We start from the raw sequence: 20,706 nt of genomic DNA on the forward strand, positions 1-20,706 counted from the left end.
GCCCCGATCCGAAGGGAGAGGGAGCCGTTCGGCGCAAGCTGATAGATCGGAGAGTTCATGACGCTGCCTGCACTGAGGACAGTTCCCTCTCCCTTCAGGGAGAGGGAAACCGGCACACGCACCGACCTCGTATCCGCTCTCGCTGCTATCTCCCTACTTCTCGCGCAGTTCCATCACCTTCAGCTCCGGATCGGCCTTGATCTGCTCGTCGGTAAACGGCAGCTCCGGCCATTGCTGCCGGGCGAACAGCTCCGTCTGGTCGCGATGGTGCGGCGAGCCGGGTTCGCTGGACTGCGAGAACGCCAGCAGCCCGCGCGCCTTCGGCCCGTCGGCGGTGAAGTCGACCAGCTGGATATAGCTGCTGCCGCTGAGCACGCGATAATGGTCGCCCTGCCACTGCGAAGTGATGGCGTTGTACACGCCCTCGTTGCCGGTGCCGCCAGGGATGCCCAGGGGATTGGCCTGGTCGCCGGTCAGTTGCAGTTCGCCCCAGGTCTCATCTGCCTGGATCTTGCGGGCGCCGATCTCCTGCCCGGCTGCCACCAGGGCCTGCTGCGCCTGCTGGCGGACCTCCGGCTTGTCCAGGGCGATGCCCGAGGGCGTGGCCAGCGGCAGCTTGGGATCGAAGGGCAGGCGCCAGCCACCCTCGATCTTCAGGAAGCGCGCGACAAACGCCTGGAAGTAGGCGAAGCCGGGATTGCTGTCGAGGTTGACGTGGCGGTCCCACGAGCCCAGCGCGGCGCAGGCCGCCTCCGCGCCCGCCGGGGCTGGCTTGCACAGTTGCAGCAGGTCGTCGAGGAGCATGTCGGCCACGTAGACGCGGTTGTCGGTGACCAACTTCTGCAGGTCATCCGGGCCGATCTTGCCGTCGCCCTTCAGACGTTCCAGGGCGAAGCGAGCACGGGCACTGACCGGGATCGAATCGCGGCTCACCAGCGGCGAGAAGCCGGTCAGCGGCTGCGCCGGGTTGCTCAACCAGGCGCTGTCATTGGAGTTCTGCACGAAGTCCTGGCGTTCCAGCGCCGGCATCTGCTCCGGCGGCGTGAGGCCGGCATGACGCGCCCCCGGTGCGCTCGACCAGTTGCAGGCACGGCGTCCGCCCTGCAGCACCGGTAGGCCCTGCTTCTGGAGCGCGGGGATCGCGCAGTCGGCCAATTGTTGCTGGCTCAGGTAAGGCACCACCGATTGATTGAGGTAGAGCACCTTGCCTTCTGCGTCAGTGGCCAGGGTGTTGACCCACGGAATCCCCTGTATCCGCTCCACGCTGTCGCGCAGCTCATCCAGGCTGCGCGCGTGATCGATGGCGTACCACTGCTGCAGCACGCGGTCGTTGCCCAGGTTGGCGTCGCGCACGGCGAAGGCTTCATTGGCGTTCCAGGGGAATTTGCCGGGCACGCTGAGCAGCGGGCCGTACTCGGACTCGTACAGCGTATGGCTGCGCGTGCCCACGCGGCCGTCGGCCTCACGTACCCGCACGCGCAGGGTGACTTCCTTCAACGGCCGCGACTGGCCATCGACGCGGTAGCTGTGCGGGTCCTGCGGGTCGAGATCCAGTCGATACAAGGTGAAGTGGCTGGAGGTGTCCACCGTATGGCTCCAGGCCAGGTCCTTGCCGAAGCCGATGTTCACCAGCGGCATGCCCGGCAGCGAAGCGCCCATCACATCGAGCTGGCCGGGAATGGTCAGGTGCATCTGGTAGAAACGCAGCGCGCCGAACCAGGGGAAATGCGGGTTGGCCAGCAGCAGGCCGTTGCCGTCCACAGAACGCTCGCTGCCCACCGCGACGGCGTTGCTGCCGTGGTTCTGATGGAAGTTCTCGCGACGCTCCATCGCCGCCAGCACCTCGCCGGCGCTGACGATGGAGGACGTTGCCTGGCCCGGCGGCGTCGCTGCCATCATCGCCTCGGCGAACTGCCCGGCACCGGATTGCACCAGCAGCCGGCGGGTCAGGCGCAGCAGGTCGTCGCTCTCCAGCGGGCGCAGCCAGGCCTTGCCCGCGCACTGGGTGCCGGCCGCCTGGGTATCCCACAGCCAGCGGTTGTAGCCGGCCGCGTAGCCATCGAGCAGGTCGCGGATCGGCTGCGGCTGGGCGCTGCGCAGGCGACGCAGGGATTCGTTGTCGTTGAGCCAGGTGTAGAAGAAGTCCGAGGGCAGGTTGCCGATGCCGGCGGAGGACTTGCCGTCCACGCCGAAGTAGCGCGAGCGTTCGCCCCGCGCGGTGAGGACTTCCTCGGCCAGCAGGCAGGCGTTGTCGCGGGCATAGGCGTAGCCGATGCCGTAGCCCAGGCCCAGTTCGTCCCGAGCCTGGATGTGCGGAATGCCGTAACGGGTCCAGCGGATCTGCGCCTCGAGTTCGGCGCCATAGGCCAGCGCGGGTAGTCCGGAAGCCAGCAGGCTGCCGGCCACGGCGGCCAGTCGGAAGGTCTTGCTCATTGATTCCCTCAATGCTCGGATGACGGCCGGATGCCCGGCCAGGGGCACGCGGCCGCGCCGCTCGCGCGGTGCCGGTGCAAGGGTTGAGTGGCGGCTCACGCCGGCCAATGCAGTGCGCTGAAGGTCATCGCGCCGCGCCTTCCGAGGCACGCGCGCAGGCAGGTTGCTGAGGACATGGGTTCTCCTTTTTCTTGTCGGTCGCCTCGCGAAAAAAGCGACGCGCCTCTTCAGGGGAACGGATGGGCCGCACGCGAAATTAACCCGCGACCGATGGCAATCGGCCACACAGCAAGGCTCTATCTCGCGGCTTTCGCCCGTTCCAGAGGCGTCGCGGGCGGTTCGACTTCAGGGCGCCGGGAGGGTTCCGGACTGTCGCTTCCAACGACCGGGCGACTGCCCCGTCCAGCGCTGGAAAGCGCGGGAGAAACTCGCCGCCTCGGCGTAGCCCAGGCACTGCGCGATGCCATGCAGATCCATCCGCGATTCGCATAGCAGGCGCTCGGCCAGACGCCGTTTGATGCCGTCATTCAGCCCCTGCAGGCTCTGCCCCTCCTGCGCCAGGCGCCGTTGCAGCGTGCGCTCGGAAAGACCCAGTCGCTCGGCCACCGCGGCAGCGCCGAGCAGGCTGGCGGAATCACGCAACAGCAGTTGCTGGACCTGCCGAGCTGTCGGTGTGGCGGCCAGGGTCAGCGCCAACTCTCCACAAAGGCGCTCGCAGAGCTGCTCGCCGCTGTCGCGCGCGCTGATCTGCGCTTGCGGCAGCGGCGCCTGCAGGTCTTCCAGGGCAAAGAGCATGGCGTTGCGTGGCGCCTCGAACAGTGGCTCGATGCCGAAGATGTCGCGGAACACGCTGGCATCGGCTGGCGCCGGGCAGCGCAATTCGATGGCCAGGGGCTGCAGCGGCCGCTGCAGCAATTCGCCGGACAATTGCCAGCAACCGGCAATGCCGCGCTCCACCACGAAAGCTCGGGCATCCTCGGGCAGTACGCGATCGTCGTACACCAGCCACACCCCGCGCGCCTCCACCTCGCTGCTCACGGGGCAAAGGGTCAGGGCCAGGCTCTGGTAACGGCCGAAGGTTTCGAAGGCTTCCTGCAGGGTGCGGCTGGCGAGCATGGTGAAACCCAGCAGCCCCAGCGACGTCAGGTGATAGCGCCGCCCGGTGGCCAAACCCAGGCCCGGCCTGTTCCTACGCTGCAACAGGTTGCGGATCACCGCCAGTTCCTGCCACGCCTGGATGCGCCCGGCGCGCGCCTGCAGGTCGGCGGGCGAGATGGCGCTGCCCACCAGGCAATCGTCGGCGTCGATGCCTTCGTCGCGGGCGCTGTCGAGCAGGTACTGCACTCCGGTGATTTCGCGGGTCTGGCGCCAATCCATCACGAATTCCTCGTTGGCCGCTGCATGGCGGGAAAAGTCAATTTTTGGCGGCTTTGATCATGGAAGAAAGTGACGGCGCTGACCATGCTTGAGGTGCCAATAACACTCACAAGAGGCTTCCCCATGTTCGAGTTCTTCTACGCGTTGCCCAGCCAGAACCGCGCCGCCGAGTACAAGCACTTCCGCATCGTCCCGGCCACCGGCGCCATCGGTGCGGACGTCAGCGACCTTGACCTGACCACCCTGGGCGACGACGGCTTCGCCGAGCTGCGCCAGGCACTGCTGGCGCACAAGGTGCTGTTCATCCGCGGGCAGGACCTGAGCGTGGAAAACCTCGAAGCCGTGACCCTGCGCTTCGGCGAATTCGGCCGCGAACCCTATGTGGTCGGCATGGAGGACCACCCGCATGTGGTGCGGGTGGTGAAGGAAGCCAACGAGAAGACCCCGGTGGTGTTCGGCGGCGCCTGGCACAGCGACTGGTCGTTCCAGGAGCGTCCGCCGGCTTTCACCCTGCTCTACGGCCACGACATCCCGCCGTTCGGCGGCGACACCCTCTACGCCAACCTGGCGCTGGCCTACGAATGGCTGTCGCCGAAGCTGCGCGCACAGCTGGAAACCCTCGACGCCATCCACAGCCCGGAGCGCGCCTACGGCGCCGAGGCCAAGCACAACGACCTGATGGAGAACATGGCGGTGCGCTATGGCAGCCACGATGGCGAAGTGCGCTCCCATCCGCTGGTGACCCGGCACCCGGAAACCGGCAAGAAAGTCCTCTACATCAACCCGGCCTACACCAGCGGCATCAAGGGCATGCGCCCGGCAGAGTCGCAACCGCTGCTCGACTACCTGTTCGGCATCGCCACCCAGCCGGCCTTCACCTGCCGCATGCGCTGGACTGCCGGCACCCTGGCGATCTGGGATAACCGCAGCACCTGGCACTACCCGGTGTCGGACTACCACGGCATGCGCCGGGAGATGTACCGCACCACTGTGGTGGGCGAAGTGCCGAGCCGCTGAGGAGCCCCACGATGAACACGGACAAGTTCCACGCCGCCGCCCAGGCCCTGGCCGAGGCGCGGGCCAGCCGAACGCCCATCGCCACGCCAGCGGCACACTTTGGCCTCACCGGGCTGGACGACGCCTATCGCGTGCAGGCGCAGGGCATCGACCTCGCGCTGGCCGGCGGCGAGCGCCTGGCGGGCGCCAAGGCCGGGCTGATCTCGCCGGCAATGCAGGCGGCGCTCAAGGTCGACGAACCGGTTCACGGCCGCTTGCTCGCCAGCCTGCGCTGTCGATCCGGCGCGCTTATCGCCCGCAAACGCCTGCTGCAACCGCGAATCGAGGCAGAACTCGCCCTGCTCATCGGCCGCGACCTGCCGACGGGAGAGCTCGATCTGGCCACTTTTCGCGCCTGCATCGAAGGTGCGGTCCCGGCCATCGAGATCAACGACACCGCCGTGGCCAACTGGCAGATCGGCCTGCTCGACTCGGTGGCCGACAACCTCTGCGCAGGCCTCTACCTGACCGGCGACCAGCCGGTGGCGCTGGGAAGACTGGACGACGCCGCGCTGGCAGTGCAACTGCTGCGCAATGGCGCGCCGGCCTTTCCGCCGACCCGGACGACCCTCGGAGCGATGCTTGACATCGGCCTCTGGCTGGCGCGGCGCATGGCACGTCTGGACGCACCGTTGAAGGCCGGCGACGTCTTGCTGTGCGGGGCTCTGGCGCCGATGTCGCCGGTTGCGCCGGGAGATGCGTTCGAGCTGGAAATCGAGGGTGTGGGACACGTCGGCTGCAGCTTCGAGCGGTGAGTGACTGGACGGCCCGCTCGAGATTCGCGCGCGTGGTCTCCTACAACCCCGCCCCAAACCGCCCTGCATGCTCGCGCAGCATCCCCCGCAGCAACTGTGCGGCGGGCGACAGGTAGGCGCCCTCCCGCACCGTCAGCCCGATGGTCCGCGTCAGCGTGGTCTCGGCCAACTGCACCTCGCGCAACTGATCCATCCCGTGCCCGCCCGCCAGCGCCTCGCGGGCGATGAAACTGAGCAGGCGGGTGCGGGCGATCAGGTTGGGCAGCATGGGAATCGCGTTGGTCTCGATCTGCACCTGCGGCAGTGGCAGTTGGTAGGCCTGGAAGGTGGCGTCCATCCAGCGTCGCGACGACACCCCGGTAGCCGGCAGTACCCAGCGATAGCGGCACAGGTCGGCCATGGCTACGGGTGCGTCGAAGATCGGATGGTCGTGGCTGGCGACCACCACTACCTGGTCCTGCAGCAGCGGTTCGCTGCTCAGTTGCGGGTCGTCGACGATGCGCGAGCAGATCGCCATGTCCAGCCGCCCGCTGCGCAACGCTTCGCGCAGCACGTCGTCCTGGCCCAGCACCAGGCTCATGGTGACCTCCGGCGCACGGGCCAGCAGGTCCTCGGTGAGGCGCGGCAGCAGGTACTCGGCCATGGTCGCCGCGCAACCCAGGCGGATGTTACCTACGACACCACTGGCGAAGTCGCGCACCTCGCGGCGGGTTTCCTCGATGTCCTGACGCAATTGCCGGGCCCGCTGGAGCATCAGTTCACCGGCCGGTGTCAGGCGAATCCGTCGGCCGTCACGCTGGAACAACCGCGCACCGAGGGACTCCTCCAGGCGCTGGATGCTCTTGGTCAGCGCCGGCTGGCTGCGCCCCAGCCGCTCGGCGGCGCGCCCCAGGTGGCCGAGCTCGGCGATGGTTTCGAAGTAGGCGAGATCACGCAGGTCCATGGTGGCCAACCGATAAATTTCAGGAATGGATTCATGACTATTAGAAAATAGACTTGATCGATCCGGCTACCGATAATTCTTCCGTCTTCCCCGTCCGGAGCCGTCCGTGTCCAGTCGCCCCGCCCTCTTCGTCGCCCGTATCCCCGTCAGCCTGCAATGGTTGACCCTGGCGCTCGGGGCCGCAGGCGCCGGGCAACTGCTCACCTGGCTCGGCATTCCCGCCGCGCTGTTCCTCGGGCCCATGCTGGTGGCCATCGCCTTCGGCGTCAGCGGCGCGGAAATCCGCCTGCCGCGCAGCGCCTTCCGCCTCAGCCAGGGCTGCATCGGCCTGCTGGTCGCCCACGCCATGAGTTGGTCGGTACTGCAGGCGATGGTCGCCTCCTGGCCGCTGATGCTCAGCGCCACGGTGCTCACCGTGCTGCTGTCCGCTGCCGTCAGCTATGCCATGGTGCGCTTTGGCGGCATCCCCGGCAGCACCGCCGCCTGGGGCACCGCGCCGGGCGGCGCGGCGGCCATGGTGTCGATGGCCGAAGCCAACGGCGCCGACCCGCGCGTGGTCGCCACCATGCAGTACGTGCGGGTGGTCTGCGTGGTCATGGCCGGTGCGCTGGTGGGGCGCTTCCTCGGCATCGAGGGCGGCGGTTCAGTGGCGCACAGCACGCCGATTATCGACACCGCCACCCTGCCCGACCTGATCAATTGCCTGTTGCTGATCTTCGTCTGCACCACTGCCGGCGCGAAGCTGCCGGCCGGTCCGCTGCTGGTACCGCTGGTGGCCGGAGCGGTTCTTCAGCTCACCGGCGTGTTGCACATCACCCTGCCGCACTGGTTGCTGGCCAGCGCCTACGGCGTGATCGGCTGCTACATCGGCCTGCGCTTCGACCGCGAAAGCCTCGCCTACGTCGGCCGTCACCTGCCGGCCATGCTGGTCAGCGCACTGGCGCTGATCGCCAGCTGCGCGCTGTTCGCCTGGGCGCTGGCAGCCATCACCGGGATGGACTTCCTCTCCCTCTACCTCGCCACCAGCCCCGGCGGCCTGGATGCCATGGCGATCATCGCAGTGGACACCCATTCCGACGTCGGCCTGGTCCTGGCGATGCAGACGCTGCGGCTGTTCGTGGTGCTGTTCACCGGGGTTTCAGTCGCCCGCACGGTGATTCGCCTGAGCCGCGCCTGAGCCTGGCGCCGGGCCTGTAGGAGCGACTGTCTTCTTCGGTCAATTTGTGCCACTGAATTCCCCTCACCCCAGCCCTCTCCCACCGGGAGAGAGCTGGGGTGAGGGGGCTCTTGATTTTGCAGGAGCGAGCTTGCTCGCGAACCGCCCAACTCTGGAGACGCCGGCTGACTCCGTTCGCGAGCCAGCTCGCTCCTACACAATGCGCCCACCCGTGCCCTTGTGCCGGCGAACCCACCCCCGCTAAGGTCGTCGCTCCTTCACCGAGCGAGCCCGCCATGGATAGCCTTCGCTACCGCCCCACTGCCTTCCACGTCACCCACTGGAGCACTGACCCGTTCAGCCGCGGCGCCTACAGCACCCTGTTGCCCGGCGCTACGCCTGAGCATCGGCGTCGGCTCGGCGAAGTGCTGGGCGGCAAGCTGGTGCTGGCCGGCGAGGCCTGCAATCCCGTCGCCCCGGCCATGACCCATGGCGCCTGGAACGATGGCCTGCGCGCCGCCGAAGCCGCCATCGAAAGCGCCGCCCGCCGGGTGCTGGTGATCGGCGCAGGGTTCGCCGGGCTCGCCGCCGCGCGCCGTCTCAGGGAGGCGGGAATCGAGTGCGTCGTTATGGAGGCCCGTGGCCGCATCGGTGGCCGCGTCCACAGCATTTCCCTCGGTCCGGTGCGAGTGGACGAAGGCGCCGCCTGGCTGCAGCACTTCGACGATAACCCGCTGGCCGCTCACGCCCGGCAGCTCGGCCTGCCGCTGCGGGAAACCGATTTCGGCCAGCCTCTGGCCGCTGCGGTGGATGGCCCGGTGCCCGATATCGACGCGGCCTGGGAAGCCCTGCGCGCCGGAATCGACCGCAGCCTGCCGCTGGCGGAAGGTGTCGCGCGCTATCTCGAAGAGCGCGATGAGCCAACCCGCCGCGCCACCCGCTTCGCCCTGGATGCCAACCTGATCCTGGAAGCCTGCCTGCCCCTGGAATCACTGTCGGTGGATGCGCTGGACGAGGAAGGCGTCGGCGCCGGCGACCGCTTCCTGCCGCAAGGCTATTCACAGCTGGTCGCGCATCTCGCCCAAGGGCTGGATATCCGCCTGTACCAGCCAGTGGCAGACATCGACTGGTCGGGCGCAAAAGTGCGGGCAGGCGATGAAAGCTGGGACTTCTGCATCTGCACCGTGCCCATCGGCGTGCTGCGCGATATCCACTTCAATCCGCCTTTGCCGCCAGCGCAGCTGGATGCGCTGGAGCATCTGGGGATGGGTCTGCTGGAAAAGGTCGTGCTGCAATTCGAGGAACGCTGGTGGCCGGTGTCGCCGTCGGGATATCTGCGCTGGTACGACACGCCAGCCAGCTTCGGTGAATGGCTTGATCTCACCGACGCAGTGGGCACGCCCACGATCGCCGGGTTGATCGCCGCAGATGCACTGGAGCGCGTATTCGCGGGGCGCAGCGACGAAGAAATTGCCCTCGCGGCCTGCAAAACTCTGCAGGCGTGGGCGAGTGCCATTCGAAACGCCGGCGCTCCGAGTTGAAACGTAGGATGGGGTGGAGCCTAGGCGATACCCATGCTGCCGGTGCCAGGGTCGATAGGTATCGCTGCGCTCCGCGCCATCCTACGAATGCGCCAATGGCAGGCAGGAAGCCTGTCCACGAATCCGCTACACCCCGTCCAGCGTCAGATCGACCAACCGCTCGACATAGCCCGTATCCAGCTCCTCGGCGGAAAACAGGATGCGGTACACCAGCGGCGCCATCAGCCGGTCGACGATGCGGTCGACGTCCGGCAGCTTCTCGCCGCGCTCCCTGGCGCGCAGCAGAATGATGTCGAACTGGCCACAGGCGATGGCCATGCAGCGCCCTGAGCAGCCACCGCCGGCCGCGAGCAGATCGAGCACCACCGCGCGGCCGGGCACCGAAGCGGTTTCCTCCATGTACTGCTCGCCCCAGGCCAGCAGGTCGCCACGCAGGCTGCCGGTATCGGCAGGCTCGGCATCCGGGCGAATACGCTCCAGGGCAACGTCGCCCAGCAACTCGCTGAGATCGCCCCAGCGCCGGTAGATGGTCGAGGGCGTGACGCCGGCTCGACTGGCGATCAGCGGCACGGTCAGTTCCGCGCGGTCGCGCTCTTCCAGCAACGCCTGGACAGCCTTGTGCACCGATGCCTGCACCCGCGCGCTGCGGCCGCCTGGACGAACACCCTGATTAATTGCCATAAGCACCTTAACGCAAAGAATTTGCTTTTATCCGAAATCGGGTCCAGCATCTCGCAAAAGCAAAATCTTAGCCTTTGCGAGCTGAATCATGGCACAGACCTTACCCAAAAGCGCGCCCGGCTTTTTCCCGGCCCTGCTGCTGACCGCGATCCTCATGGCCTTCCTCGCCGCCGCTGCCGCGCCCACGCCGCTCTATGCGCTGTACCGCGAGTCCTGGCAATTCTCCCCCGCCCTGCTGACGCTGGCCTTCAGCATCTACGCCGGCGGGCTGATGCTGGCGCTACTGGTGTTCGGTTCGCTGTCGGACCACCTCGGCCGTCGCCCGCTGATCCGCGCGGCACTGATCATCGAACTGCTGGCGATGAGCGTGTTCCTCTACGCCAACTCGGTGGAACTGCTGATCGCCGCGCGCCTGCTGCAAGGCTTCGCCACCGGCATCGCGACCGCTGTACTGGGTGCCGCCATGCTCGACATCGACCGCGAGCGCGGCCCGTTGATCAACAGCGTCGCGCCCATGCTCGGCATGGCGCTGGGCGCACTGGGCAGCAGCGCACTGGTGCAGTTCGGCGGCGACCCGCTGCACCGCGTCTATGTCTGGTTGCTGGCGGTATTCGCGCTGGCCCTGGTGCTGTTGCGCTGGCTGCCGGAAAGCGTCAGCAGGCAGCCCGGCGCGCTGGCCTCGCTGAAGCCGCGCATCCGCATTCCCCCGCAGGCGCGCCGGGCGTTCTGGAGCGTGGCGCCGCTGAACGCCAGCCTCTGGGCGCTGGGCGGTTTCTACCTGTCGCTGGGCCCGACCCTGGCGCGCCAGGTGACCGGTCTGCCGGTTCCGATGATCGGCGGTGGGCTGGTCTCGCTGCTGTGCTTCTGCGGCGCCGTGGCGATCTTCGCGCTGCGCAACCGGCCGGCAGCGGTCATCCTGCGCCGCGGCGGGCTGGCCCTGATCATCGGCCTGCTGATTACCCTGCTCGGCGTGGATTCCTCCAACCTCTGGCTGTTCTTCCTCGGCACCGCGGTGGCGGGCCTTGGCTTTGGCGGCGCCTTCCTCGGCGCATTGCGCTCGGTGGTGCCGCTGGCCCACGCCCACGAACGTGGCGCGCTGATGGCAGGCTTCTACGTGCTCAGCTACCTGGCCTTCAGCGTACCGGCGATCCTCGCCGGGCTGGCGATCCAGCGTTATGGCCTGGTCGCCACCACCAACGGCTATGCCAGCCTGCAGATTCTCGCGGCGTCGCTGGTCCTGCTGCTGTCCTTGCGCGCACCCGCCGCGCAGAAGGCGCCGGCCTGAATCAGACCGCCTCGCGGGCGCGCAGGAAGTCGTAGAGCGCGCGCACGGCCGGCTGCTCCAGCGCCTGGGCGGCGTGGCAAAGGCCGATGCGGCGCACGGGTAGCGGCAGGTTCAAGGTTCCGCTGCGCACGGCCGGGGCGCCGCCGAGCAACGAGGCCGGAAGGATCGCCGCGCCCAGGCCGGCACTGACCAGCCGCAGGGCAAGATTCAGGGTGCTGGCCTGCGCGACCACCGGTGCGCTGCCGTAGGCAGTCATCAAACGCTGGTGCGACGGGTGCGACGGACAGGTGATCCACGCGTCGACTGGCACACTCTCGGCGCCGGGCGGCAGCGCCAATACGTACGGATCGTCCCACACCGGAACGAACAGTTCGTCTTCGCAACAGAACTCCTCCGCCGCCAGCCGCGCCTCCCCCACACAGCCTTCCTCCAGGTGCAGTTGCAGGTTGGGGATCGCTTGCCGGGCCAGGCCGACGAAGCGCTCGATCTGCTCGGCGCTGATGTCCCCTTCCACCCCCAGGTGCAGCGGCTGCCGCTCCGACGACTGGCGGAACAGCTTGCGCAAAACCTCCGCCTCGGCCAGCAGGGCACGGGCTCGCGGGTACAGGGTGCGCGCCGCTTCGCTGACATCCACACCGCGCGGTTGGCGCACGAACAGCTCGGTGCCCAGGCTCTCCTCCAACTGGCGAACGGTGGCGGACAGCGTGGGTTGGCTGACGAACAGGCGCTGCGCGGCGGCGGTGATGTTGCGCTCTTCGAAGACCGCGACGAACGCGGCGAGCTGTCGAATATCCATAGGAAATCCCGATACCAGGCACAGGAATAAGCCATTTTTCAGGCAGCAATGCGCTAAATATACTTCACTGCATCGTCCAGGCATCCAGATTTTCGATTGCAGGAGAACCACCATGAGCAAGCCCCTGATCATCGTCACCGGCGCCAGTTCCGGCATCGGCGAAGCCACCGCCCGCCTCTTTTCCCGGCAAGGTCACCCGCTGCTGCTGCTCGCCCGGCGCATCGAGCGCCTGGAAGCACTCAAGCTGCCGAACGCGCTGTGCCGTGCCGTCGATGTGACTGACCGCGAAGCCCTGCTGGCCGCCGTCGAGGAGGCCGAGAAGCGTTTCGGCCCGGCTGACGCGCTGGTGAACAACGCCGGCGTGATGCTGCTGGGCAATATGGTCGAGCAGGACCCGGCCGAGTGGGAGCGCATGCTCGACGTCAACGTGAAGGGCCTGCTCAATGGCGTGCACGCCGTGCTCAAGGGCATGGTCGAGCGCAACCAGGGCAGCGTGATCAATGTCAGCTCGGTGGCCGGGCGCAAGACCTTCCCCAACCACGTCGCCTATGTCGGCACCAAGTTCGCCGTGCACGCGATCTCCGAGAACCTGCGCGAGGAAGTCGCGGCGCATAACGTCCGCGTGGTGACCATCGCTCCCGGCGCGGTGGAAACCGAGCTGCTCAGCCACACCACCGACGAGGCGATCAAGAGCGGCTACCAGGACTGGAAACGCGAGATGGGCGGCAAGGTGCTCAGTGCCGAGGACGTGGCCAACGCCATCGGCTACGCCTACAACCAGCCGCAGGGCGTGTGCATCCGCGAGATCGTGCTGGCGGCGACTCGGCAACAGGCTTGATCGGCCAGGCCCGAGGGTTCTCGCAAGAGCGCATGCGCGAACTCCCCGGAAGAACACCACCGTAGGATGGGTGGAGCCTAGGCGATACCCATGCTGCCAATGCGGCAGGAGTCGAGGGGTATCGCTTCGCTCCACGCCATCCTACGAAGGCGTCAGCCGGTGAAGATCATCCCGCCTGCCTAGCCGCCCAGCGGCGGTACTGCTTGGCCCGGCGCAGCGTGCGCCACTGCTCCATCACCAGCGTGCGCCACGGCGAAGCCTGCGGGTTGGGCGCACGGTGGGCGCCGATGCGGTGCAGCTGCAGCTTGACCAGCGCCATGTAGGCCAGCGCCGCCAGCGGCTTGGAGCGCCAGCGGATCGGCGGCAGTTGCGGCTGGGTCTGGCTGCCACGCTGCCAGTGCAGTACCAGTTGCGGCTCCAGGGCCAGGGCGGTGCCGATGCCGACCATGTCCAGCCCGCTGTCCAGCACCTGTTCCGCCACCGGCAGACGACGGATGCCGCCAGTGACCATCAGCGGCATGCGCGCCGCTTCGCGCATCTCGCGGGCGAATTCGAGGAAGTAGGCCTCCCGCGCCAGGGTACGGCCGTCACGGGCGTCGCCCTGCATCGCCGGCGCCTCGTAGCTGCCGCCGGACAGCTCGACCAGGTCGACCTTCTCGTCGTTCAGCCACTCGATCACCTGGCGCGCGTCGCTGGCGTCGAAGCCGCCGCGCTGGAAGTCCGCGGAATTGATCTTCACCCCCACGCAGAATTCCGGCGACACTGCGGCGCGCACCGCACGCACGACCTCGAGCAGCAGCCGCGCACGGTTTTCCAGCGAACCGCCCCAGCGATCCCGGCGCTTGTTCGCCAGCGGCGAAAGGAACTGGCTGAGCAGGTAGCCGTGGGCGGCGTGGATCTGCACGCCGGTGAAGCCGGCCAGTTCGGACAACTGCGCGGCGCGGACGAAGCGCCGGATCACCTCGGCGATATCGGCCTCGGTCATCTCGCGGGCGACGGCGAACAGCTTGGAGAACTTGCCCATCTCCAGCGGCACCACCGACGGCGCGATGGCGCCCTGGCCGAGGTTGGTCTGCACCTGGCGGCCAGGATGGTTCAACTGCAACCAGAACTGCGCACCCCGGGAACGGCCGATGCGCGCCCATTCGCGGAAGCGCTCCAGATGCCGGTCATTTTCCAGCACCACGCCGCCGGGGCCGGTCATGGCGCGGCCGTCGATCATCACGTTGCCACTGAGGATCAGGCCGACGCCGCCGTCCGCCCAGGCCTGGTAAAGGCGCAGCAAGGCAGCCGAAGGCGCCTGGTCGGCATCGGCCATGTTCTCTTCCATGGCGGCCTTGGCAATACGGTTGGGGACTTCGCCGCCGTTGGGCAGGCGCAGGGGCTGGAAGGGCGACATGGCTAGGCTCCGAGGTTGTCCTGATGGGTTGTGACGGCAGTGAGGTTAAGTTTAAAGTTCACTTCAAGGTCAAGCCCCTTCGGAGCCCTGCATGAAAATCGGTGAACTGGCCAGGCTCAGCGGCCTCGCCCCCTCGCGCATCCGCTTCTACGAAGCCAGCGGGCTGATCGCTCCGGCGCGCCGCCTGGCCAACGGCTACCGCGAGTACCCGGCAGAAACCCTCGACCTGCTGGAAATCATCCGCAGCGCCCAGCAGACCGGTTTCACCCTGGAGGAAATCCGCAGCCTGCTGCCGCACTCCAGCCCCATCGAGAACGGCCACGGCGAACTCGTCGCCGGCCTGCGCCGCAAGGTCGCGGAGATCGAGGCGATGGAGCGGCAACTGCGGCAGAACCGTTTACGCCTGCTGGAAGTGATCGAGGGTATCGAGAACAAACCCGAGGGCATGGGTTGCGCGGCGAATGCCGAACGCATGCTGGCGGAGATGCGCGAGCGCAAGGCGCGCAGTGAAACCGCCAAACCGGCATCGCGGGCAAAATCCGCCTCCACGGCAAAACGCCCGGCGCCGACGCAAGCCTGAAAGCCGGCGTTCCGCTCCCGCGTTATTTCCAGCCTTCCATGCGCAAGGTCGCGCGCACCAGCCGCTGTTCCTCCTGCTCGATCTCCCGCAGATTGTCGCGCACGCCGTGGATATGCTCGCGGGCGGCGCGCTGGGCCTGTTCCGGCTGGCGCTCGACGATGGCGCGATACAGCCGCGCATGCTGGCGATCGATCTGGCGCTTCTGCGGCGGGCGGTTGTAGAGGTTGTTCACCGAGGCGAACACGGTGCTGAGCATCAGCTCGTTGAGCGACTGCAGCGTATGCACCAGCACCGGGTTGTGCGAGGCCTCGCTGACCGCCTGGTGGAAGGCGTGGTCGCGCCGCGCGTGTTCGCGTGGGTCCAGCGGTTGCGGCTCGTCGAAAGCCGCATGCATCTCCTCGAAGCGCCGGCCGATCAGCAACAGGTCGACCTCGGTGGCGCGCAGGGCGGCCAGCCGGGCAGACTCGCCCTCCAGCAGCGCGCGCACTTCCAGCAGGTCGTAGAGCGTGCGCGGCTGCGAGCGGAACAGGTGCATCAGCGGCGAGATATCCTCGGCGCCGGTCAGGTCGGCAACGAACGATCCCCGCCCCTGCTCGGTATCGACGATGCCGCGTCCGCGCAACGCGCGCAGCCCTTCACGCAACGCCGAGCGCGAGCAGCCGAGCTTCTCCACCAGGCGCCGTTCCGACGGCAACGCCTGGCCGACCTTGAGTACGCCATCGACGATCAGGCGCTCGATCTTTTCCGCCACCTGGTCGGCGACGCGCTGCTTGCGCTGCTGGATGCTGGTCATCGAATGGCTCCACAACTGGTAGGACCAGCAGGTAACCACCTGCCTCATGCCCAACAACCATAGCCGCCATGACGGGGCGTTTCCAGCGCAGCAGCACGCAACAACTGGTCCGACCAGTGTGAAAGCCGATGGACGCCCGCGAAGCGGCGGCCGCATGTTCACGGCGCTGTGGCTCATGAAGCCCGCCTGACGGGCTCGTCCAATAACAAGATCAGAGCACCGTGGCCCATGAATATCCTCTACGACGAGCGCGTCGACGGCGCGCTGCCTGCCGTCGACAAGTCCGCCCTGCTCGCCGAGCTGCGCGCGACACTGCCCGACCTCGAACTGCTGCACCGCGCCGAAGACTTGAAGCCCTATGAGTGCGACGGCCTCTCCGCCTACCGCAGCGTGCCGATGCTGGTGGCGCTGCCCGAGCGTATCGAGCAGGTGCAGGCGCTGCTCAAGCTCTGCCATGCGCGCCAGGTACCGGTGGTGGCGCGTGGCGCGGGTACGGGCCTGTCCGGCGGTGCGCTGCCGCTGGAGAAAGGCATACTGCTGGTGATGGCGCGCTTCAACCGTATCCTCGAAGTGAACACCGCCGGCCGCTTCGCCCGCGTGCAACCCGGCGTGCGCAACCTGGCGATCTCCCAGGCCGCCGCGCCGCACGGGCTTTACTACGCACCCGATCCGTCGTCGCAGATCGCCTGTTCCATCGGCGGCAACGTCGCCGAGAACGCCGGCGGCGTGCATTGCCTCAAGTACGGCCTGACCGTGCACAACCTGCTGAAGGTGGACATCCTCACCGTCGAAGGCGAGCACCTGACGTTGGGCAGCGACGCCCTCGACAGCCCCGGCTTCGACCTGCTGGCGCTGTTCACCGGCTCCGAAGGCATGCTTGGCATCGTCACCGAGGTCACCGTCAAGCTGCTGCCCCGGCCGCAGGTGGCGCGGGTGCTGCTGGCCAGTTTCGATTCGGTGGAAAAGGCCGGCCGCGCGGTGGCCGATATCATCGCCGCCGGCATCATCCCCGGCGGGCTGGAGATGATGGACAACCTGTCGATCCGTGCCGCCGAGGACTTCATCCACGCCGGCTACCCGGTGGACGCCGCGGCCATCCTGCTGTGCGAACTGGATGGCGTGGAAGCCGACGTACAGGACGACTGCCAGCGCGTCGACGGCGTGCTGCGCACGGCCGGCGCCACCGATGTGCGGCTGGCCTGCGACGAGGCCGAGCGCGTGCGCTTCTGGGCCGGGCGCAAGAACGCCTTCCCCGCGGTGGGACGCATCTCCCCGGACTACTACTGCATGGACGGCACCATCCCGCGCCGCGAACTGCCGCGCGTGCTGCACGGCATCGCCGAGTTGTCGAAGGAATTCGGCCTGCGCGTGGCCAACGTATTCCATGCCGGCGACGGCAACATGCACCCGCTGATCCTCTTCGACGCCAACCTGCCCGGCGAGCTGGAGCGCGCCGAAGCCATCGGCGGCAGGATCCTCGAACTCTGCGTGGCGGTGGGCGGCAGCATCACCGGCGAACACGGCGTGGGGCGCGAGAAGATCAACCAGATGTGCGCGCAGTTCAACAGCGACGAACTGACCCTGTTCCATGCGGTGAAAGCGGCCTTCGACCCGGACCGCCTGCTCAACCCCGGCAAGAACATCCCGACCCTGCACCGCTGCGCCGAATTCGGCGCCATGCACGTGCACCACGGCCAGTTGCCCTTCCCCGACCTGGAGCGTTTCTGATGGCCGATGCCAGTGCCGACCTGCTCGAACAGGTGAACCAAGCGCTCCACGCTCGAACGCCGCTGCGCCTTCGCGGCGGTGACAGCAAGGCCTTCCTCGGCCGCCCGGTGAACGGCGTGGAGCTGGATACCCGCGCCCATTGCGGCATCGTCAGCTACGACCCGACCGAGCTGGTGCTCACCGCCCGCGCCGGCACGCCGCTGGCGGAGATCGAAGCGGCGCTGGAGGGCGCCGGGCAGATGCTGCCCTGCGAGCCACCAGACTTTTCCACGGCGACCTTCGGCGGCATGGTCGCGGCCGGGATATCCGGCCCGCGCCGGCCCTGGTCGGGCTCGGTGCGCGACTACGTGCTGGGCACACGGGTGATCACCGGCCATGGCAAGCTGCTGCGCTTCGGCGGCGAGGTGATGAAGAACGTCGCCGGCTATGACCTCTCCCGCTTGCTTGCCGGCAGTTTCGGCTGCCTGGGGCTGATCACCGAAGTGTCGATGAAGGTGCTGCCCAAACCCCGGATGTGCGCCAGCCTGCGCCTGCAAATGGACGTTCACCAGGCGCTGGGAGAACTGGCGGAATGGGGTGCGCAACCGATCCCGATCTCCGCCGCCTGCCACGACGGAGCGGCGCTGCATCTGCGTCTGGAAGGCGGCGAAGGCTCCGTGTGCTCCGCCCGCCTGCGCCTGGGTGGCGAGGAGATCGACAGTACCTACTGGCAGGACTTGCGCGAGCAGCGCCTCGGCTTCTTCACCGGCCCCGGCACGCTGTGGCGGCTGTCACTGCCCAATGCAACCCCGGCGATAGCCCTGCCGGGTGAACAACTGATCGACTGGGGCGGCGCGCAGCGCTGGCTGAAGTCCGACGCGGACGCCGAGCTGATCCGCCACAGCGTCGCCGAGTTCGGCGGCCACGCCACTCGCTACGCGCCGGGTGACGATGCGTTCCATCCACTGCCTGCCGCCCTGCTGCGCTACCACCGCAGCCTCAAGCAGCAGTTGGACCCGCAAGGCATCTTCAACCCCGGTCGCATGTACAGGGAGCTCTGATGCAAACCAACCTGAGCGAACAGGCCAGGCACCTGCCGCGCGCCGAGGAAGCCGAGCGCATCCTGCGCTCCTGCGTGCACTGCGGCTTCTGCACCGCCACCTGCCCGACCTACCAGTTGCTGGGCGACGAACTGGACGGCCCGCGCGGGCGCATCTACCTGATCAAGCAGGTGCTCGAAGGCGTTGATCCCAGCGCCAGCACCCGCGAGCACCTGGACCGCTGCCTGAGCTGCCGCAATTGCGAAAGCACCTGCCCTTCCGGGGTGGACTACCACAACCTGCTGGACATCGGCCGCGCGGTGGTCGAGGAGCAGGTGCCGCGAACCTTCGGCGAGCGCGCGATGCGTCGCGGCCTGCGCGCCGTGGTGCCGAATGCCGCTTTGTTCGGCGCGCTGGCCAAGGCCGGGCGGACCTTCTACCCACTGCTGCCGGAGAGCCTGCAGAGCAAACTGCCGCGCCATCCGCACCCGCCCGTGGCACGCCCGAAACCACACCACACCCGGCGCATGCTGATGCTCGAAGGCTGCGTGCAACCGGCGCTGTCGCCCAACACCAATGCCGCTGCAGCGCGGGTGCTGGATCGCCTGGGCATCAGCGTGATCCCGGCGGCGGACGCCGGTTGCTGCGGCGCCGTGGACTATCACCTGAATGCCCAGGCGCAAGGCCTTGAGCGCGCACGCCGGAACATCGACGCCTGGTGGCCGTCCATCGAAGCCGGCGCCGAGGCCATCGTGCAGACGGCCAGCGGCTGCGGCGCCTTCGTCCGCGACTACGGCCATCTGCTGGAACGCGACACCGCTTACGCCGCCAAGGCGAAGCGGATCAGCGAGCTGTCCCGCGACCTCTCCGAAGTGCTGCGCGACGAGCCGCTGGAAGAACTCCACCTGCAGGGCGACCGCCGCCTGGCCTTCCACTGCCCCTGCACGCTGCAGCACGCGCTGAAGCTTGGCGGCGCGGTGGAAAGCGTGCTCACACGCCTGGGCTTCAGCCTCACCGGCGTGCCGGACAGCCACCTGTGCTGCGGCTCCGCCGGCACCTATTCGCTGACCCAGCCGGCGCTGTCCAGGCGGCTGCGCGACAACCGGATGCAGGCACTGGAAAGCGGCAACCCCGAGGTCATCGTCACCGCCAATATCGGCTGCCAGACACACCTGGGCGGCGCGGGACGCACGCCGGTGCGGCACTGGATCGAACTGGTGGAGGAAGCGCTGGCCGACGCGCCGCAACCCCACTCTCAAGGCGAGGTGCAAGCATGCTCAACAAAGCCGTTCTGACCCAGCAGGAGGTCGGCCGCATCCTCGCCGCCGCCCGCGATGAGGCGCAGCGCAATCACTGGGCGGTGTCCATCGTGGTAGTGGACGACGGCGGCCACCCGCTGGCCCTGGAGCGCCTCGACGGCTGCGCGCCGGCCAGTGCCTATATCGCCACCGAAAAGGCCCGCAGCGCGGCGCTAGGCCGGCGTGAAACCAAGGGTTACGAGGACATGGTCAACAACGGCCGCGTGGCCTTCGTCAGCGCGCCGCTGATCACTTCGCTCGAAGGCGGCGTGCCGGTCGTCGTCGAAGGCCAGGTGATCGGCGCGGTCGGCGTCTCCGGCGTGAAAGCCGGGGAAGATGCGCAGGTCGCCAGCGCAGGCGTGGCGGCGCTGTGAAGTCGTCCACGCGGCTCTGGCGTCAGGTGCCCAGCGTCCGGGCTGCAGTCGCCGTCGGCTTCAAGCGGGCCGGCGGCGACCCCCGCGAAAGCTTGCCCGCCTCGTTGTTCAGAAGCCCCGCTACGCGCCGCGTGCCGGGGCTTTTTCCATGGGCGCCGGCACATCGCCGACCGCCGTCCAACGCACCACCGACAAAAGTTATCCACCGCTGACGCTTTGCCGTGTGCATCCACAACAACAAGGGACAATCCCCATGCAAACCTGGCAACAGCTCTACACCCCACTCGGCAGCCTCGGGCTGTCGGCACTGGCGGCCCTCGTGCCGATCATCTTCTTCTTCCTCGCCCTGGCGGTGTTCCGCTTGAAGGGCCACATCGCGGGGGCGATCACCCTGCTGCTGTCGCTGCTGATCGCCGTCACCGTCTACCACATGCCGGTGGACAAGGCGCTGGCCTCGGCGATCTACGGTTTCTTCTACGGGCTCTGGCCGATCGCCTGGATCATCGTGGCCGCAGTGTTCCTCTACAAGCTGACGGTGAAGAGCGGGCAGTTCGAGATCATCCGCAGCTCGGTGTTGGCGATCACCACTGACCAGCGTTTGCAGGTGGTGCTGATCGGCTTCTCCTTCGGCGCGTTTCTCGAAGGCGCGGCGGG

Annotated in this window: 19 protein-coding genes; 12 read left to right on the forward strand and 7 right to left on the reverse strand. The window is 67.8% G+C overall.

Features of this window, described 5'->3' with window-relative positions; genetic code table 11:
- Window positions 1–153: 153 nt before the first annotated feature.
- Window positions 154–2,433, reverse strand: coding sequence for a bifunctional acylase PvdQ (gene pvdQ / locus PNI01S_RS27555; protein ID WP_024764341.1), 2,280 nt, complete (start codon window positions 2,431–2,433; stop codon window positions 154–156).
- A gap of 345 nt (window positions 2,434–2,778) precedes the next feature.
- The gene (locus PNI01S_RS27560; RefSeq protein WP_038803413.1) at window positions 2,779–3,810 is read right to left on the reverse strand and encodes an AraC family transcriptional regulator; all 1,032 of its coding nucleotides are present in this window, start codon (window positions 3,808–3,810) and stop codon (window positions 2,779–2,781) included.
- Between the two features lie 123 nt (window positions 3,811–3,933).
- On the opposite strand from PNI01S_RS27560, the gene PNI01S_RS27565 reads away from it, so the two are divergent.
- The gene (locus PNI01S_RS27565; RefSeq protein WP_024764342.1) at window positions 3,934–4,827 is read left to right on the forward strand and encodes a TauD/TfdA dioxygenase family protein; all 894 of its coding nucleotides are present in this window, start codon (window positions 3,934–3,936) and stop codon (window positions 4,825–4,827) included.
- Window positions 4,828–4,838: 11 nt separating this feature from the next.
- Window positions 4,839–5,621, forward strand: a complete 783-nt coding sequence (locus tag PNI01S_RS27570; RefSeq protein ID WP_024764343.1) for a 2-keto-4-pentenoate hydratase — start codon at window positions 4,839–4,841, stop codon at window positions 5,619–5,621.
- Between the two features lie 40 nt (window positions 5,622–5,661).
- On the opposite strand, the gene PNI01S_RS27575 is transcribed toward PNI01S_RS27570, so the two are convergent.
- On the reverse strand, window positions 5,662–6,564 hold the full coding sequence (locus tag PNI01S_RS27575) for a LysR family transcriptional regulator (protein ID WP_037012587.1): 903 nt from the start codon (window positions 6,562–6,564) through the stop codon (window positions 5,662–5,664).
- A gap of 106 nt (window positions 6,565–6,670) precedes the next feature.
- On the opposite strand from PNI01S_RS27575, the gene PNI01S_RS27580 reads away from it, so the two are divergent.
- Window positions 6,671–7,741, forward strand: a complete 1,071-nt coding sequence (locus PNI01S_RS27580; protein WP_024764345.1) for an AbrB family transcriptional regulator — start codon at window positions 6,671–6,673, stop codon at window positions 7,739–7,741.
- A gap of 275 nt (window positions 7,742–8,016) precedes the next feature.
- Window positions 8,017–9,261 carry a flavin monoamine oxidase family protein gene (locus PNI01S_RS27585; protein WP_024764346.1) on the forward strand — a complete coding sequence of 415 codons (1,245 nt, stop codon included), beginning with the start codon at window positions 8,017–8,019 and terminating at the stop codon, window positions 9,259–9,261.
- A 126-nt stretch (window positions 9,262–9,387) separates the two neighbouring features.
- Here PNI01S_RS27585 and PNI01S_RS27590 read toward each other — a convergent pair whose 3' ends face one another.
- Window positions 9,388–9,942: a TetR/AcrR family transcriptional regulator gene (locus PNI01S_RS27590; protein WP_084359815.1), complete on the reverse strand. Its 555-nt coding sequence runs from the start codon at window positions 9,940–9,942 to the stop codon at window positions 9,388–9,390.
- 88 nt (window positions 9,943–10,030) lie between these two features.
- On the opposite strand from PNI01S_RS27590, the gene PNI01S_RS27595 reads away from it, so the two are divergent.
- Window positions 10,031–11,227: an MFS transporter gene (locus PNI01S_RS27595; RefSeq protein ID WP_084359816.1), complete on the forward strand. Its 1,197-nt coding sequence runs from the start codon at window positions 10,031–10,033 to the stop codon at window positions 11,225–11,227.
- 1 nt (window position 11,228) lies between these two features.
- On the opposite strand, the gene PNI01S_RS27600 is transcribed toward PNI01S_RS27595, so the two are convergent.
- Complete coding sequence (locus PNI01S_RS27600; protein ID WP_084359817.1) at window positions 11,229–12,023, reverse strand: LysR family transcriptional regulator; 795 nt, start codon at window positions 12,021–12,023, stop codon at window positions 11,229–11,231.
- 112 nt (window positions 12,024–12,135) lie between these two features.
- On the opposite strand from PNI01S_RS27600, the gene PNI01S_RS27605 reads away from it, so the two are divergent.
- Window positions 12,136–12,861, forward strand: a complete 726-nt coding sequence (locus tag PNI01S_RS27605; RefSeq protein WP_037012993.1) for an SDR family oxidoreductase — start codon at window positions 12,136–12,138, stop codon at window positions 12,859–12,861.
- A gap of 166 nt (window positions 12,862–13,027) precedes the next feature.
- Here the strand turns inward: PNI01S_RS27605 and PNI01S_RS27610 are convergent, their stop codons facing one another.
- On the reverse strand, window positions 13,028–14,260 hold the full coding sequence (locus PNI01S_RS27610) for an NADH:flavin oxidoreductase/NADH oxidase family protein (RefSeq protein WP_037016832.1): 1,233 nt from the start codon (window positions 14,258–14,260) through the stop codon (window positions 13,028–13,030).
- Between the two features lie 91 nt (window positions 14,261–14,351).
- On the opposite strand from PNI01S_RS27610, the gene PNI01S_RS27615 reads away from it, so the two are divergent.
- Entirely contained in the window at window positions 14,352–14,840 is a 489-nt protein-coding gene (locus tag PNI01S_RS27615; protein ID WP_024764352.1) for a MerR family transcriptional regulator, read from the forward strand.
- 22 nt (window positions 14,841–14,862) lie between these two features.
- Here the strand turns inward: PNI01S_RS27615 and glcC are convergent, their stop codons facing one another.
- Window positions 14,863–15,633 (reverse strand): transcriptional regulator GlcC, encoded by a 771-nt coding sequence (gene glcC, locus PNI01S_RS27620; protein ID WP_024764353.1) that lies wholly within the window; start codon window positions 15,631–15,633, stop codon window positions 14,863–14,865.
- A 228-nt stretch (window positions 15,634–15,861) separates the two neighbouring features.
- On the opposite strand from glcC, the gene glcD reads away from it, so the two are divergent.
- The 5 genes from glcD to PNI01S_RS27645 all read left to right on the forward strand — a co-directional run.
- Window positions 15,862–17,361, forward strand: a complete 1,500-nt coding sequence (gene glcD / locus PNI01S_RS27625) for a glycolate oxidase subunit GlcD (protein ID WP_084359818.1) — start codon at window positions 15,862–15,864, stop codon at window positions 17,359–17,361.
- Entirely contained in the window at window positions 17,361–18,401 is a 1,041-nt protein-coding gene (gene glcE, locus PNI01S_RS27630) for a glycolate oxidase subunit GlcE (RefSeq protein ID WP_084359819.1), read from the forward strand. Before glcD ends, glcE begins: the two co-directional genes overlap by 1 nt.
- A complete protein-coding gene (gene glcF / locus PNI01S_RS27635) occupies window positions 18,401–19,675 on the forward strand; it encodes a glycolate oxidase subunit GlcF (protein ID WP_084359820.1) in 1,275 nt (424 codons plus the stop codon). Before glcE ends, glcF begins: the two co-directional genes overlap by 1 nt.
- Window positions 19,654–20,052, forward strand: a complete 399-nt coding sequence (locus PNI01S_RS27640) for a heme-binding protein (protein ID WP_024764357.1) — start codon at window positions 19,654–19,656, stop codon at window positions 20,050–20,052. The genes glcF and PNI01S_RS27640 overlap by 22 nt, the downstream gene beginning before the upstream one ends.
- Before the next feature lie 253 nt (window positions 20,053–20,305).
- The coding region (locus tag PNI01S_RS27645; protein ID WP_174602962.1) for an L-lactate permease at window positions 20,306–20,706 on the forward strand (401 nt) is incomplete at its 3' end.

This window comes from Pseudomonas nitroreducens NBRC 12694 (assembly GCF_002091755.1).
Lineage (GTDB): Bacteria > Pseudomonadota > Gammaproteobacteria > Pseudomonadales > Pseudomonadaceae > Pseudomonas > Pseudomonas nitroreducens.

What these genes read in the sequence shown, in the direction of transcription:
- pvdQ (WP_024764341.1), bottom strand. Translation starts at nt 2,433, where the DNA reads ATGAGCAAGACCTTCCGACTGGCCGCCGTGGCCGGCAGCCTGCTGGCT.
- PNI01S_RS27560 (WP_038803413.1), bottom strand. Translation starts at nt 3,810, where the DNA reads ATGGATTGGCGCCAGACCCGCGAAATCACCGGAGTGCAGTACCTGCTC.
- PNI01S_RS27565 (WP_024764342.1), top strand. Translation starts at nt 3,934, where the DNA reads ATGTTCGAGTTCTTCTACGCGTTGCCCAGCCAGAACCGCGCCGCCGAG.
- PNI01S_RS27570 (WP_024764343.1), top strand. Translation starts at nt 4,839, where the DNA reads ATGAACACGGACAAGTTCCACGCCGCCGCCCAGGCCCTGGCCGAGGCG.
- PNI01S_RS27575 (WP_037012587.1), bottom strand. Translation starts at nt 6,564, where the DNA reads ATGGACCTGCGTGATCTCGCCTACTTCGAAACCATCGCCGAGCTCGGC.
- PNI01S_RS27585 (WP_024764346.1), top strand. Translation starts at nt 8,017, where the DNA reads ATGGATAGCCTTCGCTACCGCCCCACTGCCTTCCACGTCACCCACTGG.
- PNI01S_RS27590 (WP_084359815.1), bottom strand. Translation starts at nt 9,942, where the DNA reads ATGGCAATTAATCAGGGTGTTCGTCCAGGCGGCCGCAGCGCGCGGGTG.
- PNI01S_RS27595 (WP_084359816.1), top strand. Translation starts at nt 10,031, where the DNA reads ATGGCACAGACCTTACCCAAAAGCGCGCCCGGCTTTTTCCCGGCCCTG.
- PNI01S_RS27600 (WP_084359817.1), bottom strand. Translation starts at nt 12,023, where the DNA reads ATGGATATTCGACAGCTCGCCGCGTTCGTCGCGGTCTTCGAAGAGCGC.
- PNI01S_RS27605 (WP_037012993.1), top strand. Translation starts at nt 12,136, where the DNA reads ATGAGCAAGCCCCTGATCATCGTCACCGGCGCCAGTTCCGGCATCGGC.
- PNI01S_RS27610 (WP_037016832.1), bottom strand. Translation starts at nt 14,260, where the DNA reads ATGTCGCCCTTCCAGCCCCTGCGCCTGCCCAACGGCGGCGAAGTCCCC.
- PNI01S_RS27615 (WP_024764352.1), top strand. Translation starts at nt 14,352, where the DNA reads ATGAAAATCGGTGAACTGGCCAGGCTCAGCGGCCTCGCCCCCTCGCGC.
- glcC (WP_024764353.1), bottom strand. Translation starts at nt 15,633, where the DNA reads ATGACCAGCATCCAGCAGCGCAAGCAGCGCGTCGCCGACCAGGTGGCG.
- glcD (WP_084359818.1), top strand. Translation starts at nt 15,862, where the DNA reads ATGAATATCCTCTACGACGAGCGCGTCGACGGCGCGCTGCCTGCCGTC.
- glcE (WP_084359819.1), top strand. Translation starts at nt 17,361, where the DNA reads ATGGCCGATGCCAGTGCCGACCTGCTCGAACAGGTGAACCAAGCGCTC.
- glcF (WP_084359820.1), top strand. Translation starts at nt 18,401, where the DNA reads ATGCAAACCAACCTGAGCGAACAGGCCAGGCACCTGCCGCGCGCCGAG.
- PNI01S_RS27640 (WP_024764357.1), top strand. Translation starts at nt 19,654, where the DNA reads ATGCTCAACAAAGCCGTTCTGACCCAGCAGGAGGTCGGCCGCATCCTC.